This window comes from Nonomuraea sp. 3N208 (assembly GCF_052245935.1).
Taxonomy (GTDB): domain Bacteria; phylum Actinomycetota; class Actinomycetes; order Streptosporangiales; family Streptosporangiaceae; genus Nonomuraea.
This window is the reverse complement of sequence record NZ_JBQQBR010000005.1, coordinates 280483-297534: the sequence shown is the minus strand read 5'-3', so window position 1 is coordinate 297534 and position 17052 is coordinate 280483. Positions and strand designations below refer to the sequence as shown.

The 17052-nt window shown below is 67.6% G+C and carries 16 protein-coding genes; 11 read left to right on the top strand and 5 right to left on the bottom strand.

Annotated elements, in window-relative coordinates; genetic code table 11:
* Positions 1-53 precede the first annotated feature (53 nt).
* Entirely contained in the window at positions 54-1082 is a 1029-nt protein-coding gene (locus ACTWPT_RS09560; RefSeq protein ID WP_443176907.1) for a GDP-mannose 4,6-dehydratase, read from the top strand.
* Between the two features lie 6 nt (positions 1083-1088).
* Here ACTWPT_RS09560 and ACTWPT_RS09555 read toward each other — a convergent pair whose 3' ends face one another.
* Both ACTWPT_RS09555 and ACTWPT_RS09550 read right to left on the bottom strand, forming a co-directional pair.
* Complete coding sequence (locus ACTWPT_RS09555; protein ID WP_443176906.1) at positions 1089-2555, bottom strand: AAA family ATPase; 1467 nt, start codon at positions 2553-2555, stop codon at positions 1089-1091.
* Positions 2556-2739: 184 nt separating this feature from the next.
* Entirely contained in the window at positions 2740-3516 is a 777-nt protein-coding gene (locus ACTWPT_RS09550) for an AraC family transcriptional regulator (RefSeq protein ID WP_443176905.1), read from the bottom strand.
* Positions 3517-3633: 117 nt separating this feature from the next.
* Between ACTWPT_RS09550 and ACTWPT_RS09545 the strand changes: the two genes are divergently transcribed.
* The 4 genes from ACTWPT_RS09545 (at position 3634) to ACTWPT_RS09530 (ending at position 6668) form a co-directional block, all read left to right on the top strand.
* Positions 3634-4215: a helix-turn-helix domain-containing protein gene (locus ACTWPT_RS09545; RefSeq protein ID WP_443163744.1), complete on the top strand. Its 582-nt coding sequence runs from the start codon at positions 3634-3636 to the stop codon at positions 4213-4215.
* Entirely contained in the window at positions 4208-5044 is an 837-nt protein-coding gene (locus tag ACTWPT_RS09540; protein ID WP_443176904.1) for an SRPBCC domain-containing protein, read from the top strand. Before ACTWPT_RS09545 ends, ACTWPT_RS09540 begins: the two co-directional genes overlap by 8 nt.
* Before the next feature lie 64 nt (positions 5045-5108).
* A complete protein-coding gene (locus ACTWPT_RS09535; protein WP_443176903.1) occupies positions 5109-5519 on the top strand; it encodes a DUF2000 family protein in 411 nt (136 codons plus the stop codon).
* A 192-nt stretch (positions 5520-5711) separates the two neighbouring features.
* Positions 5712-6668, top strand: a complete 957-nt coding sequence (locus ACTWPT_RS09530) for a DUF5685 family protein (RefSeq protein ID WP_443176902.1) — start codon at positions 5712-5714, stop codon at positions 6666-6668.
* Here the strand turns inward: ACTWPT_RS09530 and ACTWPT_RS09525 are convergent.
* Positions 6556-7089 carry a hypothetical protein gene (locus ACTWPT_RS09525; RefSeq protein WP_443176901.1) on the bottom strand — a complete coding sequence of 178 codons (534 nt, stop codon included), beginning with the start codon at positions 7087-7089 and terminating at the stop codon, positions 6556-6558. The genes ACTWPT_RS09530 and ACTWPT_RS09525 overlap by 113 nt on opposite strands.
* Positions 7090-7857: 768 nt before the next feature.
* Here ACTWPT_RS09525 and ACTWPT_RS09520 point away from each other — a divergent pair.
* On the top strand, positions 7858-8685 hold the full coding sequence (locus ACTWPT_RS09520) for a DUF559 domain-containing protein (RefSeq protein WP_443176900.1): 828 nt from the start codon (positions 7858-7860) through the stop codon (positions 8683-8685).
* Positions 8686-8723: 38 nt separating this feature from the next.
* Here the strand turns inward: ACTWPT_RS09520 and ACTWPT_RS09515 are convergent, their stop codons facing one another.
* Positions 8724-9908, bottom strand: coding sequence for a cytochrome P450 (locus ACTWPT_RS09515; protein ID WP_443176899.1), 1185 nt, complete (start codon positions 9906-9908; stop codon positions 8724-8726).
* Between the two features lie 646 nt (positions 9909-10554).
* Between ACTWPT_RS09515 and ACTWPT_RS09510 the strand changes: the two genes are divergently transcribed.
* Genes ACTWPT_RS09510 through ACTWPT_RS09495 form a run of 4 tightly spaced genes read left to right on the top strand, consistent with a single transcriptional unit; the run spans position 10555 to position 14479 of the window.
* Positions 10555-11400 (top strand): fumarylacetoacetate hydrolase family protein, encoded by an 846-nt coding sequence (locus ACTWPT_RS09510; protein WP_443176898.1) that lies wholly within the window; start codon positions 10555-10557, stop codon positions 11398-11400.
* The gene (locus ACTWPT_RS09505; RefSeq protein ID WP_443176897.1) at positions 11397-12698 is read left to right on the top strand and encodes an enolase C-terminal domain-like protein; all 1302 of its coding nucleotides are present in this window, start codon (positions 11397-11399) and stop codon (positions 12696-12698) included. The genes ACTWPT_RS09510 and ACTWPT_RS09505 overlap by 4 nt, the downstream gene beginning before the upstream one ends.
* On the top strand, positions 12695-13432 hold the full coding sequence (locus ACTWPT_RS09500) for an SDR family NAD(P)-dependent oxidoreductase (RefSeq protein WP_443176896.1): 738 nt from the start codon (positions 12695-12697) through the stop codon (positions 13430-13432). Before ACTWPT_RS09505 ends, ACTWPT_RS09500 begins: the two co-directional genes overlap by 4 nt.
* 15 nt (positions 13433-13447) lie before the next feature.
* Positions 13448-14479: a sugar ABC transporter substrate-binding protein gene (locus ACTWPT_RS09495; protein ID WP_443176895.1), complete on the top strand. Its 1032-nt coding sequence runs from the start codon at positions 13448-13450 to the stop codon at positions 14477-14479.
* 1 nt (position 14480) lies between these two features.
* Here ACTWPT_RS09495 and ACTWPT_RS09490 read toward each other — a convergent pair whose 3' ends face one another.
* Positions 14481-15404 (bottom strand): RNA-guided endonuclease InsQ/TnpB family protein, encoded by a 924-nt coding sequence (locus tag ACTWPT_RS09490; RefSeq protein WP_443176894.1) that lies wholly within the window; start codon positions 15402-15404, stop codon positions 14481-14483.
* A gap of 164 nt (positions 15405-15568) precedes the next feature.
* Between ACTWPT_RS09490 and ACTWPT_RS09485 the strand changes: the two genes are divergently transcribed.
* Positions 15569-17050, top strand: coding sequence for a sugar ABC transporter ATP-binding protein (locus ACTWPT_RS09485; RefSeq protein ID WP_443176893.1), 1482 nt, complete (start codon positions 15569-15571; stop codon positions 17048-17050).
* Positions 17051-17052 lie beyond the last annotated feature (2 nt).

Here is a 17052-nt window from a genome sequence, read left to right as displayed (position 1 = left end):
TTAGCTGTACATTCCGTCACAAAGGGATGCGGTACCCGATCGTTGGAGGACCCTTGGCCAGGCGCGCTCTGATCACCGGCATCACCGGCCAGGACGGTTCCTACCTAGCGGAGCACCTGCTCGAGCAGGGGTACGAAGTCTGGGGGCTGGCCCGGGGGCAGGCGAACCCGCGGGTTTCCCGGATGCGCAAGCTGTTGTCCGACGTGCAAGTGGTGCGTGGTGATCTGCTGGACCAGGGGTCGCTGATCTCGGCTGTGGAACGGGTTCAGCCGGACGAGGTGTACAACCTGGGCGCGATCTCGTTCGTCCCCATGTCGTGGGAGCAGGCCGAGCTCACGGCCGAGGTGACCGGGATGGGCGTGCTGCGCATGCTCGAGGCGATCCGGGTGTGCTCGGGCGTGTCGCGGGGTGCTTCGGTCGGCCCGTCGGGACAGATCCGCTTTTATCAGGCCTCCTCCTCCGAGATGTTCGGCCAGGTCAGCGAGACCCCGCAGACCGAGCGCACCGCCTTCCACCCGCGTTCCCCGTACGGCGTGGCCAAGGCCTACGGGCACTTTCTCACCCAGAACTATCGCGAGTCCTACGGCATGTTCGCCGTGTCCGGGATCCTGTTCAACCACGAGTCGCCGCGCCGCGGCGCCGAGTTCGTGACCAGGAAGGTGTCGCTCGGGGTGGCAAGGATCAAGCTCGGCCTGGCCACGGAGCTGCGGCTGGGCAACCTGGAGGCGCGGCGGGACTGGGGGTACGCCGGGGACTACGTGAAGGCCATGCATCTCATGCTGCGGGCCGGCACCCCCGAGGACTACGTGATCGGCACCGGGCGGATGAAGTCGGTCAGGGAGCTGGTGGAAGCCGCCTTCAGCGCGGCCGGGCTGGACTGGGAACGTTATGTGGTGACTGACCAGTCGCTGCACCGGCCGGCAGAGGTGGATCTGCTGTGCGCGGATCCCAAGAAGGCGCGGGCGCAGTTGGGCTGGGAGCCGAGAGTGTCGTTCGATGAGCTTGTCGCGATGATGGTCGAGTCGGATTTGCGGCTTCTGTCCGAAGGCGGCGATCCCGACCAGGACAGCTCCTGGCCGTAACTGAGCTCAGGCATAGAGATCCGCGATGCCCACGAGATGGATATTTCCGGCAGCCTCGGCCATGACGCGGGCCTTCTCGTTGAATCCGGCTCCGCTGAAACAGATCAAGCGGGTGTCCGCTACGTCGTACTTGCCGACCGCAGCGATGACGTCGCGGATGGTCCGGAGCCGGTCAACGTGTGCGGCTCCCAACACGTCATTCCACTTGGCCTCGCCGATCGCGAGGAGGCGTGGCTTTCCTCCGTCAGCGGCGGCAACCGCGACCATGTCGACTTCGTGGTTGGTCCGTGAACGTGGATCGTGCACGACGCCATGCCCGACTTTGCCCGGAAGATCGCCCAATATGTCGGGGTCCGCGTGATGCAATGTCCAGTCGCGGCAGACCTGTTCGAAGTGTGGTCCCAGCACGTTGCCGACGAAGCGCTGCTGGCTGGCTCGCCAGACACGCGCGGCGCTACCCGGACGTTCCAGCTGATCCCACATGGGCCTCATGATTGCGTGATAAAAGGTGATCAGGGGCTCGGTGATGCGGTAGGTGGGTCGGTTGTCGCGGAACATGTCAGCATCCCTGACCAGCAATCCCGCATCCTCGAGCACGTTGAAGGGGTGGGCGATGTCGGCGGCCTTGCGGCCCAGGAAACTCGCGACCCCGCCACGGGTTGAGTTGCCATCAGCGACCGCGGCCAGAACCGACAGATACAGAGCGGTGTCTCTCAGATCTGGTTCCTCCGCCAGCAGATAGCGCGCCTCCCGGAATAGGGGGGTTTCCGGATTGAGGACCGTTCTCCTGACCCAGTCGTCGAAGTCGTCCGGCCCGGATGGAGAGTCGCTGCGGGCGAATTCCCGCCGATACGCGGGTGTGCCGCCGACGATGGCGTTGACCTTCATAGCGAGGAGTGGGTCGGTGATGTCCCAGAACGCGGCGGCGAGTTTGTGATCCAGTGGGCGGAGGAGGAGTTCCAGCCCTGCCCGGCCGCGGAGCGGCGCATCACCACCCAGCAGTCGGCCCATGAAGGAGAGGGCTGAGCCGCACAACAGCACCCTGGATCGGGAGCGCACGCGCTCGCTGCGGAGTGGCCGGAACGCGTTCTGCAGGAGCGAGGGGAGCTCGGGGTTCGCCCGCGCGAGGTAGGGGAACTCGTCGATCACCACCGGGATCGGGCGTTCGACGCCGAGGCCGAGAAGGACGTCGATGACTTCCGACCAGTCCGCGAAATGGTAGGGGCTGTGGGGTTGGAGGTGCCGTGTCAAGGCGTCGCTGATCCGCCGCAGCGACTCGGCGTCGGTGGCTTCGGTCGCGCCGAAATAGAACCCGCCGTATGCCTGACACGCGGCTTCCAGCAAGAAGGTCTTGCCCTGACGACGTCGGCCAGACACCACGCCCAGAGTGGCACCAGGCTGCTCATCAGCGATGAACCGAGACAGTGCCGCCCACTCGTAGTCTCGATCAAACATTCCTGCCGGCTTGTCCACGGTGACCGTCCTGCAAGATCTAGGTGTGCAGTTTATATAAGTGTACCCCTAGATCAAGGGAGCTCCCGAGAGGGCAGAGCCCCAGAGGCACGCCCAAGGCTGTGAGTAAGAACGCCGGCGCCCGCGAGCGGGTAGCGAGGACCAGCGCCGCCCCGGCGAAGGCGAACACGGCGCGCACGGGCACCTACTCCGTGGTCACGGCTTGGCGGTAGGCGCCTGGGGTGAGGCCGAAGTACCGCGTGAACCAGCGGGTCAGGTGGCTTTGGTCGGCGAAGCCCGTCGCGTTGGCCGCTTCGCTGATGGGCGTTCCGGTCGCTATGAGATCGCGAGCCCTTCTGAGGCGGAGCTGGCGCTGGTAGTCGCTGGGTGGGAGGCCGTACTCGGCCTGGAAGGCGCGGTAGACCGTGTAGCGGCTGGTGTCGGTGGACCTGGCCAGATCGTCGATGGACAGGTCGTCCGTCATGCGGTCGTGGAGGAGCTGTCTGGCATGCCGGGCGATGGCTGTCGACCTGCTGGGCTCGGCTGGGCCGGGAAGGGGCTTCGTCGCCGTCCGGTGGACGATGCGGGCGATCGTGGCCGTGAGGAGCTCGTCGCGGCGGAGGGCCGGGGTGCCCGGGTCCAGGAGGGCCACGTGGAGGGCGCGCAGGGTGGTCGCCAGGGCCGGGTCGGCGGCTACGGGCGCCGTGAAGAGGGGGAGCCCGGTGCGGTGGCCTGTCGCGTCCTGGAGGGCGTCGGCGACCAGGTCCGGGGCTATGTGGATCATCCGGTAGGTGAAGCCGAGGGCGTTCGCGGCGTGGCCGTCGTGGGGGTCGTCGGGGTTGAAGGCCATGACCATACCGGCTGCGCTCGTGTGCGCCGAACCCCGGCACGTGAACGACTGCGCCCCGGTCTCCGTCACTCCGAAGGAGTAGGTCTCGTGGCTGTGGCGGTGGTAGACGTGCCGCTCGAAGTGGGCGTGCATGGCCTCTATCGGCCGATCGGGCGATCGCCAGTATCTCGACCAGTCATGCGGCATCCCTCCATTCTCGCGAGCCCACCATTGACAAAGAGAATTTTTACGTAAAGGATTGTTTTTGCGATGAGAGATGTCCTGTACCTGGAAGAGATCGAGCAGGCCGAGGCGCTGCTCAAGCCGCAGCGCGTGGAGGTGCTGCGGCAGCTGGCCGAGCCGCGCACGTGCTCGGAGGTCGCCGAGCGGCTCGGGCAGACGCCGCAGCGGGTCTACTACCACGTGAAACGGCTGGTCGAGGCGGGGCTGGTGGACCTGGTGTCCGAGCGCAAGGTGCGCGGGATCTCCGAGGGCATCTACCAGGCCGGTGCCCGCTCGTACTGGCTGTCGCCACGCCTGGTCGGCCGGATCGGCGGATTGCGCCAGGCGCGCGACGAGCTGAGCCTCGGCTACCTGCTGGACCTCATGGAGGAGGTGCAGGCCGACATCGCGGCGCTCGACAGGACCGCGCCCGAGCTGCCGTCCATCGGCCTGTCCGGGGAGATCCACGTGCGTCCGGAGAACCGTCAGGAGTTCCTGAGCGAGCTCCAGACAATGCTGCAGGACCTGTTCACGCGGTACGGCGGGGCCGAGGGCGACGCCTTCAAGCTCGCCGTCGCCTGCTACCCGAAGCAAGTCGACGACTCGTCAGAAGGAGATGACCATGACTGAGCCCGTGATCCTGCGCGCCCGCGTCCAGGCGCCGCTCAAGGACGTGCGGCAGGCGCTCACCGATCCGGCCGCGCTGCGCATTTGGCTCGCCGAGCACGCCGAGGTGGAGCTGCCTGACCGGTTCGGGTTCTGGGGGCGTACGACGCCTGAGGGGGACGCGCCGCATCAGCGCCTGCTGCACGCCGACGAGCGGACGGTGCGGTTCGCTTGGCTGCTGGACGGTGAGGAGACGACCACCGAGTTCACGCTGGCGGAGGAGAGCGAGGGCGTCACCATCGTGACGCTGTCGCAGACGCACTTCGACTTCCAGGACGTGATCACGGGCAAGAGCATCCGGGGCGTGCTGCAGACGTACTGGTGCCAGGCCCTGGCCAACCTGGCCGAGCACTTCGAAGGGCGCGAGCTCACGCCCAAGGTGGACTTCACCACTACGGAGATGCGGGCCGAGGTCACCATCGACGCCTCGCCGTCCGACGTGTTCGCCTCGATCACGGACTCGGAGGCGGTGACGAAGTGGTTCGGGTTCCCGATCGAGATCGAGCCTTTCGTGGGCGGGCGGTTCGCGATGGGCGGACTCGCCAACGACCCCAGCCCGGCGAAGGTGCTGGAGCTCGAGCCCGGCCGCAAGTTCTCGCTCGACTGGGGCGGACCCGGCGTTGGGACGTGGGAGCTGGAGGGGTCCGAGGGGAAGACGCGGCTGACGCTGGTGCAGAGCGGGTTCGACGCCCAGCGGCCGCCGTACGCGGCGTGGGGCGGCTTCCTGTCGGGGGTGTCCGAGCTGCGGCGCTACCACGAGGTGCCCGATTGGCGCCCGGTCATCACGGCGTAGCCCTCTCCCACTGCCGCACGAGCGTTCAAGACCGGGTGAGGCGGGGGCGTGGAGACTTGCTGCCATGCGTTTCGACACCAAGATCGGCATCGTGGTCCGCGCGGATCTAGCCGCATGGCAGCAGCTCAACGTCACCGCCTTCCTGGCCAGTGCGGTCGCGGGCGGGGTTCCGGAGACTGTCGGAGAGCCGTACGAGGACGGGTCGGGCAACTCGTACCTGCCGATGTTCCGGCAGCCCGTGCTGGTGTATGTGGCGGGTCAGGAGGAGCTGCGGGTCGTCCGGGAGAAGGCGGTGGGGCGGGGGATGGACGTGGCCGTGTACATCGAGGAGATGTTCAAGACGGGGCACGACGCGGACAACCGGGCGGCTGTGCGGGCTGTGGAGGCCGATGAGCTGGGGTTGGTGGGGGTGGCGGTCCATGGCGCCAGGAACGGCGTTGATAAGGTCCTGAAGGGCCTCACGCTGCACCCCTGAGGCATTAGTGATCCCGATCCTGACAGCCGAGAGGGCAAGGTGCCGTCACAACCGATGCGGCGCGCTCCTTGCCGCCAACCGAGTTGGACAACCTCGCTTCTCACCGCGCTGTAAGCTGCGCAAGGCCACCAGCGACCACAGCACGAACAATGGGCCCTCACGCGCGAGTCCCCCCGCCGTTGGACGCCCGGCATGCGCTCTTTACAGGAGAGGCGATCGGCGGCACCCGGCATTCGACACCCCGCGGACAACGGTCAGGCTGGAGGTGAACAGGGATACCTCCAGCCTGGTTTCGGAAACGTATCCCGCGGCCCAGGCGGCGACCGCGCAGAAATACCCGTCCGCACTGTGCCGTCCGCCATCGCGCCGGCTCGTCGTACGATGCGCTGGGTGTTCGGAATCATCCGCCTTGCGCCGCGCATGGAGTGCCCGTCGCTGTTCGAGGCGTGGCGGGCGCACCTGTGCGGGCTGTGCCTGACGTTACGGGACGGGCAGGGGCAGGCCGCCCGGTTGACCACCAACTACGACACCATGGTCATTTCGGTGCTCACGGTGGCGCAGCTGCCCTCGGCCGCGCCGGATCGCCGGGCCGTGCGCGCGAGAGTTCCGCCCGGTCGAGGTGGTGGACTCGGGGCCGGTGGGGCACGTGGGGCGCGGCTGGCGGCGGTGGTCTCGCTCGTGCTGGCCGCAGGCAAGCTCCGCGATCACGCCGCCGACGGCGACGACCGCCTTGGGACACGGACGGCGCGCCGCAGGCTGGCGGCCGGGGGTCGGGGCCGCTTGCCAGAGGCTTGGCAGGCCGCAGAGGCACCCATATGCAGCCATAGGGCCTTGATCAGGGGACCGAGGCGAGGTCATAGCTCATTAGCCCGGAGACCCGTAGAGGCGTCAGCATACGGAGGAGCGCCATACTCAAGGCATCGATCATCGCTTCGCCGATCATCATGGCGAGCTCGCCGCGGTTCCTCGATGCCGAGAGTCCGCATGGCCGCTTGTCGCCAGTCGGCCGGCCCAGCATTCCGGTCGACCTTGAGGCTCACTGTTCTTCCACCTGTTCGTCAGGGGGAAACACCACATGCTCTGCACCTCTTCGCAGGAAACGCCACGCCTCGGCGCGCCCGGACCCGGCCGGAAATGCCTGCACCGTGAACTCGCGTTCCAGATCGACATGGAGATCGCCGAAAGGCGATACCCGCACAGCGGTCACGGTGGGCCGCAGCTCCGTGAAGGTAGCGTCGACCCGATCCGCCATGAAGTCGTACATGGTCCGTTCGCTTTCAGTCTCGCCGGTGCCACGGACTTCGCGTTCGAGCCACGCGAGGTCAGCGGAACCGAGAATCACCCGGCTCTCGTACGTGATGCGGAAGGGGCATTGGAGGTGGAGCGCGAAGGCGCTCCGCCAGTCGTCTGCCCAGGTGTCCGGCGGTGCGGGGTCGAAGTCGATGATCCCCATGTCGAGGGCCCGGCCGACACCGACCGCGTGGAGTCCCAGGAGAGCATGGAGACTTGCCTCCATGCGGTTCGGGTCGAATACCAGTTTGGTCCTCCGCTCAGTGTCCCGGGCGGCCATCTTACGATCTTCGGGTAATGGCAGACGAGACTGTCGCCCGTCGCTATTTGCAGTCGCCGTCACCGAACATCCCGATGACCTCGTCCACGATGTCGTGATAGCCGTACCCCTTCTTGGATATCGCGTCGTGCACCCTCCTACGGCCGGCGTTCTCGGGCTGGTAACCGTATCGTGCGCGCTTTCCTGGCTCGCTGATTCAGCCCCTGCGGCCGGCGGTCGGCGGCCCTTGGCGCAGGAATTGACATGGCCGAGGACGACTTGAGCTTCCTGGAGCGCGCCGGGATAAGTTCGGTCCTTTCGTACAAGTCTGGTGGCGGCAGACGCAGACGTGGTCGTACGAGAGACAGCCTGGAGGCGTTCGTGGACGACATCAGGCGCGAGGAGATGGGCCGGAAAAGGCCGGGCGGGCCGGGATGGGTGCGTTTCGGAGATCGATGAGGATTTCGTGGCGCATGAAAGGCCGTAGGGCTGGCAGCCCAAGGGGTTGGAAATACCGGTGCTCGTGTGGGCGCGGTTCATCGTTGCGGTCGGGCAACTCGCTCTTGGGACTTGGGCCACGAGTGGATGAGCGTTCCTCGGGGGGAGCGTCCGGGAGTACCGTTAGCTCCTGTGCGGAGCGGCGTGTGCTACGACCATGCCAGTGAGACCAGCGCCGCATCGCAGCCGCAAAGCCCCAGGCAACCCACCTGATCGCCGATAACGCACAGTTCTCCACAGAATCCCGTTCGGCCCCGCTGCGGCGGGCTCCGCCCCGGCATCCTTCTCGCCGTGAACCCACGCCCTCGCCCGACAGCCCCCTTGATCGACCGTGCCAGGCGGATAACCCGCGCGGTCCCGCAGGCCGTCGTTTGTCGTCAGACGGCCGCCTGGATCTGGGGCCTGAACATCTTGCCCGCACCGCCGGACGACTGGCCGATCGAGCTGACTGCCCCTAGCCACCTGGCGGTCCCCGACTGCGTCACCTGCATCGCGCCCTTGCCCGATGAGGACATCACCGAGCACAAGGGCGTCCGCATCACGACCATGGAACGCACCGCTCTCGACTGCGCCCGCTGGTTGCCCCGCATGGAGGGCGTGGCGATCCTCGACCAGTTCGCCAGGGAGGGAGTCGACGTCGAAGCGCTGTGGCACCGCCCGCTCAACTCCTGGCGCCTGCGCGACACCCTGAGCTTGGCCGACCCCGGAGCCGCCTCCCCCAGGGAGAGCTGGCTCCGCGTCATTCTCGTGGAGGGCGGCCTTCCCAGGCCCACCACCCAAATCAGGGTCGACCTGGACGATGACAGGCACGCCTACCTCGACCTGGGCTGGGAGGACTTCAAGGTCGCTGTCGAATACGATGGCCAGGAACACCACACCTCGACCACCGACCAGCAACACGACGTCGACCGCCGTGAGGAGCTACGCCGGCGCGGCTGGCGGGTGATCGCCGTCCGGAGAGACGTCATTCCCGGCCAGATTGCCGACCTCCTTCACCATGTGGCCGACGCCCTGATCGAGCGCGGCTGGCAACCGGGCCCGGAAGGCACCACCCGCATCCTCCGCGGCATCCGCGCAGCCCGCCGCCAGTCCCGCTTCAGGTCGGTCAGCCGATGGTGAGGGGTTGGTCGGTCGGTCGATGGTGACGGGTTGGTCGGTTAGCCGATGGTGACGGGTAGCTCCTTGATGCCGTTGATGAAGTTCGAGCGCAGGCGGCGGGCCGGGCCTGTTTGGCGGAGGCGGGGGCGGCGGCGGGCCAGTTGTTCGAACAGGATGCGGAGTTCCAGCTTGGCGAGGTGGTTACCCAGGCAGAAATGGGCGCCGCCGCCGCCGAAGCCGATGTGCGGGTTCGGGTCGCGGCCGATGTCGAAGGCTTCCGCGTCCGGGAAGACGGCGGTGTCGCGGTTGGCGGCGGCGTAAAAGACCACGACCTTGTCGTCGGCCTTGATCTGCTGCCCGCCCAGCTCCTGATCCTTCGTGGAGGTCCGGCGGAACAGGTTGACCGGGGAGATCCAGCGGACGATCTCGTCAGCGGCCGTCTTGGCCAGCGTGGGGTCGGCGACGAGGCGGTCCCACTGGTCCGGATGCTCGAAGAGGGTGAGCATGCCGCCCGAGGCGGCGTTGCGGGTGGTCTCGTTGCCGGCGACCACCAGGAGGAGGACGAAGAGGTCGAACTCGTGCTCGTCGAGCGTTTCGCCGTTCTCGTCCGGCTGCAGGAGCTTGGTGACGATGTCGTTCTTGGGATTGGCTCTTCGTTGCGCCGCCAGCTGGTTGGCCCAGGCGTAGACCTCCATGGCGGCGGCGGAGCCCTCCTGGGGGTTGGCGGCGTAGTCGGGGTCCTGTGCGCCGATCATGCGGTTGGACCAGGCGAACACCTTGTCGCGGTCGGATACAGGCGCGCCGAGCAGCTCGCAGATCACGTAGAGGGGCAGCGGCGCGGCGACTTCGGTGACGAAGTCGATCTCGCCCGTGCACTTGTCGAGGAGGTCGTCGCAGATGTCGCGGATGTGTTGTTCGAGGGCTCCGATCGTGCGGGGGGTGAAGCCTCGGTTGACCAGGGAACGCCGTCTCGTGTGCTCCGGCGGGTCCTGGTTGAGCATCATGAGCCGCTGGAGGGCGATCTGCTCCTCCGTCAGCTCCTCGACCAGGGCGAGCTTCCGGTACGAGGAGAACAGGTCGGAGTGGCGTGAGATGTGGACGACGTCCTCGTAGCGGGTGACGGCCCAGAAACCGGGCTCGCCTTCGTGCCAGTGGACGGGAGAGTTCGCGCGTAGCCACGCGAACTGGTCGTGCGGTGGTCCAGCGGTCGCGTAGCGGTCCCTGTCGACGAGGTCGATGTGCACCGGGGTCACCCTCTTGATCAAGCGCTTGGTTAGACCGTACTGAAACGTGTTCTATTACGGGACTGTACGACCGTCAAGGAGAGTCAATGGTGACTCGGCAGTGCCACGGCCTCGGGCGCCGAAGTCCCAATGCCAAATCACGCCCGCCACCTCGCTTGACGTCCCTGCTCGATATCACCGCTCGATATCCCATTGCCGCGCCCGTCCGCCGCCGCGCCTCGTGACCGCCACAGCCCCACGTACCGAAAGGCCGCCGCAGGGCTGTGCCGCACGCCGACGCCGCCGCACGCCGACGCCGCCGCACACCGACGCCGCCGCACGCCGACGCCGCCGCACGCCGCGCCGCACGCCGCGCCGCACGCCGCACGCTGCGTCGCAGTTGAGCGCTGCGTAGCTCGGCCGTCGTCGTGCACGGTCATGGCTGGCTGTCTCGTTCGACCTCCGATGTCTCTTCTCGCTGGCCTTTCGGCGGCAGGGACACGATCCTCCGGACGGTAAACCCGGTTCACAGATCGGAGTTGCCCCTTTGCGAAGAATCTCCAGGTCACGGATCGGATGTTTCCCACTTCTCACCCTTGACACATCCCGTTCGCGCGCACGAGCATCGGGAGACGAGACATCCGATGTATATGATGAAGGATGCGGTGTGAAGCTGCTGCGAGTAGGACCTGTCGGACAGGAGCGGCCGGCGGTGCTGGACGACGCCGGTAACCTGCGCGACATAGGAGAGCCTGAGATCGATGGCGCCTTTCTCGCCTCCGGGGGAGTGGCACGCGTCCGCGAGGCGCTCGAGCGCGGTGACCTGCCGGTCATCGACGTCGAGGGGCTGCGCGTCGGCGCACCGATCGCGCGACCGGGCAAGATCGTCTGCATCGGCCTGAACTACAGCGATCACGCCGCGGAGTCAGGCTTGGAGGCGCCGGCCGAGCCGGTCGTGTTCATGAAGGCTCCCAACACCATGATCGGCCCTTACGACGAGGTGCTCGTCCCGCGGGGGAGCGTGAAGACCGACTGGGAGGTCGAGCTGGCCGTGATCATCGGCCAGGAGGCCCGCTATCTGGGCAGCAAGGAGGAGGCGCTGGGCGTGATCGCCGGCTATGCGGTCGCCAACGACGTGTCCGAGCGCGAGTTCCAGCTCGAGCGCGGCGGGCAGTGGGACAAAGGCAAGTCGTGCGAGACGTTCAACCCCCTCGGCCCCTGGCTGGTGACCGCGGACGAGGTCGGGGACCCGCAGAACCTGCCCCTGCGCCTCTGGGTCAACGGCGAGCGCCGCCAGGACGGCGACACCAAGAACATGATCTTCGATGTGGCGGAGATCGTGCGTTACCTCAGCCAGTTCATGGTGCTGGAGCCGGGTGACGTCATCAATACGGGCACGCCGGCCGGTGTGGGCCTGGGGATGCCTGGGCAGCCGTACCTGAAGGCCGGTGACGTGATGGAGCTGGAGATCGAGGGGCTGGGGCGGCAGCGCCAGACGGTGGGGCAGGCATGACCGGACCAGGGGCGACGTACAAGATCGTCGAAATGGAGACGCACGACGTGCGGTTTCCGACCTCACGGGAGCTCGACGGCTCCGACGCGATGAATCCGGACCCCGACTACTCCGCGGCCTACGTCGTGCTGAAGACCGACGACGGGTTCGAGGGGCACGGGTTCGCGTTCACCATCGGGCGCGGGAACGACATCCAGACGATCGCCATCAGCGCGCTCGAGCCGTACGTGCTGGGCAAGGACGTCGAAGACCTCGGCACCCTGTACAAGGACATGGTCAACGACTCGCAACTGCGCTGGCTGGGGCCGGAGAAGGGCGTCATGCACATGGCGATCTCCGCCGTGGTCAACGCCCTGTGGGATCTCAAAGCGAAGCGGGCGGGCAAGCCGTTGTGGCGGCTGCTGTCCGAGATGTCCCCCGAGGAGATCGTCGACCTCATCGACTTCCGGTACTTGAGCGACGCACTGACTCCGGACGACGCCCTTCAGATCCTGAGAAACGCGGAAGACGGCAAGGAAGAGCGGATAAATCAGCTCATCGAGGTCGGTTACCCCGCTTACACGACCTCGCCGGGGTGGCTCGGGTACGACGACGAGAAGCTGCGGCGGCTCTGCAAGGAGGCCCTCGAGCAGGGGTTCGGGCAGATCAAGCTCAAGGTCGGCGCGGATCTCGACGACGACAGGCGCCGCTTCCGGGTGGCCAGGGAGGTGTGCGGCCCCGAGTTCCCGATCGCGATCGACGCCAACCAGCGCTGGGACGTCGGCTCGGGCATCGCGTGGATCAACGCGTTGCGTGAGTTCAACCCCCACTGGGTCGAGGAGCCGACCAGCCCCGACGACGTGCTCGGACACGCCGCCATCGCCAAGGGTATCGAGCCCATCCCAGTGGCCACCGGCGAGCACGTGCAGAACCGCATCGTGTTCAAGCAACTGCTGCAGGCGAGGGCGATCTCGTACCTGCAGATCGACTCCGCCCGCGTCGGCGGGGTCAACGAGAACCTGGCGATCCTGCTGCTCGCGGCCAAGTTCGGGGTCCCGGTGTGCCCGCACGCGGGCGGCGTCGGACTGTGCGAGCTGGTGCAGCACCTGTCGATGTTCGACTACGTGGCGATCACCGGGACCATGGACGACCGGGTGATCGAATACGTCGACCACCTGCACGAGCACTTCGTCGACCCGGTCGTGATCCGTGACGGCCGGTACGTCGCCCCGTCCGCGCCGGGCTTCAGCGCGGAGATGCACCCCGAGTCGATCGCCGCGCACACCTTCCCCGGCGGCGAGGTCTGGAGGGACGTGTGACCCTGAAAGCGATCGTGACCGGCGGCGGGTCCGGCATCGGACTGGCCGCGGCCACCCTGCTCGCCGAGCGCGGCATGAAGGTGGCCTGCCTGGACCTCACTCCGCCGGGCGAGCCGTTCATCGGGATCAAGGTGGACGTCACCGACGACGCCGGGGTGCGCGCCGCGGTGGCCGAGGCCGCCGACCGGCTCGGCGGCGTCGACGTGCTCGTCAACAATGCGGGCATCGGAGCGCAGGGCACCATCGAGGACAACCCGGACAGCGAGTGGCAGCGGGTGTTCGACGTCAACGTGCTCGGCATGGTCCGGGTGGCGCGGGCGGCACTGCCGTACCTCAGGAAGTCCCAGCACGCCGCCATCGTCAACACCTGCTCGGTCGCGGCCACGGCGGGACTGCCCGACCGGGCCCTCTACAGCGCGACGAAGGGCGCGGTGTTGTCGCTGACGATGGCGATGGCCGCGGACCACATCCGCGAGGGCATCCGGGTCAACTGCGTCAACCCGGGCACCGCGGACACCCCGTGGGTCAACCGGCTGCTCGACTCCGCCCCCGATCCTGAGGCGGAGCGGGCGGCGCTCAACGCCAGGCAGCCGATGGGCCGCCTGGTCAGCGCGGAAGAGGTCGCCGCGGCCATCGCCTACCTCGCCAGCCCCGAGGCCGGTGCGACCACCGGGACCGCCCTCGCGGTCGACGGTGGCATGCAAGGGCTCCGGCTCCGGCCGCCAATCAACTAAGGAAGGTAACCCCCCATGAAGTTCGCACGGGTGGTCGCGGGCGCGGCCCTGATAGCGGTCGTCTCGGCATGTGGCTCAGGGACGTCGACGACCACAACAGGAGGAGGAGGCGGTGGCGGGAAGGTCGGCATCGACCATCCCCGGGCCGACTCCGACTTCTGGAACTCCTACATCAAATACGTCCCCCAGATGGCGGGCGAGCTCAAGGTGGACCTCATGCCCGCCACGAACTCGCAGAACGACGTGTCCAAGCTGGTCAACAACGTGCAGGCGTTGATCGGCCAGGGCGCCAAGGCGATCGTCATGGCGCCGCAGGACACCGGCGCCATCGCCAACACGCTGCAGCAGCTCGATAACAAGAAGATCCCCGTCGTGACCGTCGACACCCGGCCGGACACGGGCAAGGTGTTCATGGTCGTACGCGCCGACAACCGCGCGTACGGGACCAAGGCCTGCGAGTTCCTCGGCGAGAAGCTCGGCGGCAAGGGCAAGGTCGTGCAGCTGCAGGGCGCGCTCAGCTCGATCAACGGCCGTGACCGGTCCGAGGCGTTCCTGGAGTGCATGAAGACCAAGTTCCCCGGGATCACGGTGTTCAGCGAGCCGACCGAGTGGGAGGGCAGCAAGGCCGCGTCCATGCTGCAGACCCGCCTGGAGCAGAACCCCGACGTCAAGGGCATTTACATGCACGCCGGCGGCGTTCACCTGGCGCCGACGCTGCAGACGCTCAAGCAGAAGGGGCTGCTCGTCCCGCCGGCCGACCCCAAGCACATCTTCGTGGTCTCCAACGACGGGATCCCGCAGGAGTACGAGGCGATCAGGAAGGGCGAGATCGACGCCACGGTGTCGCAGCCGGCCGACCTGTATGCCAAGTACGCGCTCTTCTATGCCAAGGCCGCGTTGGAGGGCAAGACGTTCAAGGCGGGCCCGACGGACCACGACAGCACCATCATCCAGCTCCCGAACGGCCTGGAGGACCAGCTCCCCGCGCCGCTCGTCACGAAGGACAACGTGGATGACAAGAGCCTCTGGGGTAACCAGGTCAAGTAGGTCAACTACCCCCGGCTGAGGCCGATGATTTGCTCTCACGATCCCGTCTGGCTGAAGGGAGGCCGGTAGCGTGCGGCTGGTTGACAGCAGCCCAGCCCGCAACGCCGCGTACGGCGATGTTGCAGGCCGCGATGTGATCGGCGTGCCCAGCGAGGCCACAGCCGGTGCAGACGAACCGGCCCCGGGCGGGCCGGTTCGCTCTGGAGACGCACCCGCAGTCGGGGCGGGCCTGCGAGGTGTAGGCGGGGTCGACCAGGTGGAAGGCGACTCCGGCCCGTGCGGCCTTGTAGCGGGTGAACTCGATCGGCTGGGCGAAGGCCCAGCCGTGCAGGGTGCGCCGCTGGAGCCGGTGAGCCCTTACCCGGCCGCGGATGCCCTGGAGATCCTCCAGGGCGATGCCACGGTCGGTGCGTTCGGCTTCGCGCACCACATGGTTGGAGATTTGGTGGTTGACGTCGGTCATCATCCGGTGCTCACGCCCGGACAGGCGGCGCAGCACCCGCCGCGCCGCAGGTGTGCCCTTCTTCTGCAAGCGGCGGCGTTGCCGATGCCGCCGCTCCCGCAGGCTGCGCACGTGCCCGTTTCCACGGATCGGGCCGGGCAGGGCGGGCCCGGGCAGCACCGCGCCGTCGCTGGTTACCGCCAGATTCGCCACCCCTTGGTCCAGCCCGACGAAGCCGTTGACCGGCTCACGCACCGCCGGTTTGGGCAGGGTGACGGCGACCTGCAGCAGCCACACGCCGCGCCGATAGATCAGGTCGGCCTCGCCGAGCGGAAGCGTGTCGATGGCCTTGAGATCGTCCGGTCGGCCGGTGTAGGGCACGGTGACGCGGCCGGTGGGGGTCCACAGCGACACGGTGCGGGCATCCCGGTTCCAACTCATCAGCCGCGCGTCGTAGGGGACCGCGCCGTACGGGCGGAACACATGAGGTGGCAGAGCGACAAATCGCCATCCCCCACCTCCTGTAACGAGGGCCTCATCCGCCGCATACATTACCGTGTGTCACCAAGCTTTTCCGTACTGTTTTCGAAAGGAGGGATGGTGCTACCTCCCGGTCTTGAGGGCCGGTTCTCGGCGCCACAGTTCGGATGAACATTCACGTTGAAGCCCGAAACGTCGTCAAGCGCTTCGGCCCCACCGTCGCGCTCAACGGCGCGAAGATCGCCATCGCCGAGGGCGCGACCCATGCGCTGGTCGGCCGCAACGGCGCGGGCAAGTCCACCCTGGTGTCGATCCTCACCGGGCTCCAGCAGGCTGACGAGGGCGAGGTGCTGTTCTCCGGACAGGCGGCGCCCGCCCTCGCCGACCGCGACGCCTGGCGGCAGCGTGTCGCCTGCGTCTACCAGAAGTCCACGATCATCCCGGCGCTGACGGTCGCGGAGAACCTCTTCCTCAACCGCCAGACGGACCGCCCCGGCCCGATCGGCTGGCGCGCGCTGCGGGCCAGGGCGCGCGAGCTGCTGGACACGTATGAGGTGGACGTGGACGCGCAGGCGCTGGCCGGGGACCTGAGCGTGGAGCAGCGCCAGCTCGTGGAGATCGCTCGCGCGCTGTCGTTCGGAGCCAGGTTCATCATCCTCGACGAGCCCACTGCCCGGCTGGACGGGCCGGCCATCGAGCGGTTGTTCGCGCGCATGCGCTCGCTGCGCGAGCAGGGCGTCACGATGATGTACATCTCGCACCACCTCGACGAGGTGTACGAGATCTGCCAGAGCGTCACGGTCTTCCGCGACGCCCGGCACATCGTGACCAAGCCGGTCGCCGACCTGCCGCACGACGAGCTGGTCGCCGCGATGACGGGAGAGGCCACGGCCGCGTACGCGTCCCGCTCCCGCACCCCCGGCGACCGGGTGGTGCTGTCGGGCGAGGGCCTGTCGCTGGCCGGCCGCTACGCAGATATTGATATTTCGGTTAAATCTGGCGAGGTCGTCGGCCTCGCCGGCTCCGCGAGCAGCGGCAAGGTCGGCCTGGCCGAGACCCTGGTCGGGCTGCGCAAGGCCGACGCGGGCACGGTCACGGTCAACGGCGCCCGGGTCAAGCCGGGCGATGTGCCGGCGGCCATGAAGGCCGGGCTCGGATTCGTGCCCGAGGACCGGCACCACGAGGGCTTCATCCCGCTCCTGTCCGTGGGGGAGAACGCCACGTTCCCGATCGCCCGCAAGCTGGGCCGCTACGGCATCGTCTCGCCGATGCGCCGCCGTGCCAAGGCCGAGCAGATGATCGAGACCTTGGACATCAAGGCCGAAGGCCCCGATCAACCCGTCGGCGACCTGTCCGGGGGGAACGCGCAGAAAGTGGTATTCGCTAGGGCGCTCGTGGACGACCCGACGGTGCTGGTCGTGATCAACCCGACCGCCGGCGTCGACGTCAAGGCCAAACAGGCCCTGCTCGGCGCCGTCGAGGACGCGGTCGAGAGGGGGGCGGGGGCGGTCGTGGTCTCCGATGAGCTCGATGACCTGCGGATCTGCGATCGCGTGCTGGTGATGTTCCACGGCAAGGTCGTGAAGGACGTGCCGCGTGGGTGGACCGACCACGAGCTCGTGGCCGTGATGGAAGGCATAGAAGATTGACC

Bases quoted from the DNA above. Each gene is read 5' to 3' on its own strand.
- ACTWPT_RS09550 (WP_443176905.1), bottom strand. From the start codon at position 3,516: ATGCACGCCCACTTCGAGCGGCACGTCTACCACCGCCACAGCCACGAG.
- ACTWPT_RS09545 (WP_443163744.1), top strand. From the start codon at position 3,634: ATGAGAGATGTCCTGTACCTGGAAGAGATCGAGCAGGCCGAGGCGCTG.
- ACTWPT_RS09540 (WP_443176904.1), top strand. From the start codon at position 4,208: ATGACTGAGCCCGTGATCCTGCGCGCCCGCGTCCAGGCGCCGCTCAAG.
- ACTWPT_RS09535 (WP_443176903.1), top strand. From the start codon at position 5,109: ATGCGTTTCGACACCAAGATCGGCATCGTGGTCCGCGCGGATCTAGCC.
- ACTWPT_RS09530 (WP_443176902.1), top strand. From the start codon at position 5,712: ATGCGCTCTTTACAGGAGAGGCGATCGGCGGCACCCGGCATTCGACAC.
- ACTWPT_RS09525 (WP_443176901.1), bottom strand. From the start codon at position 7,089: ATGGCCGCCCGGGACACTGAGCGGAGGACCAAACTGGTATTCGACCCG.
- ACTWPT_RS09505 (WP_443176897.1), top strand. From the start codon at position 11,397: ATGACCGGACCAGGGGCGACGTACAAGATCGTCGAAATGGAGACGCAC.
- ACTWPT_RS09495 (WP_443176895.1), top strand. From the start codon at position 13,448: ATGAAGTTCGCACGGGTGGTCGCGGGCGCGGCCCTGATAGCGGTCGTC.
- ACTWPT_RS09485 (WP_443176893.1), top strand. From the start codon at position 15,569: ATGAACATTCACGTTGAAGCCCGAAACGTCGTCAAGCGCTTCGGCCCC.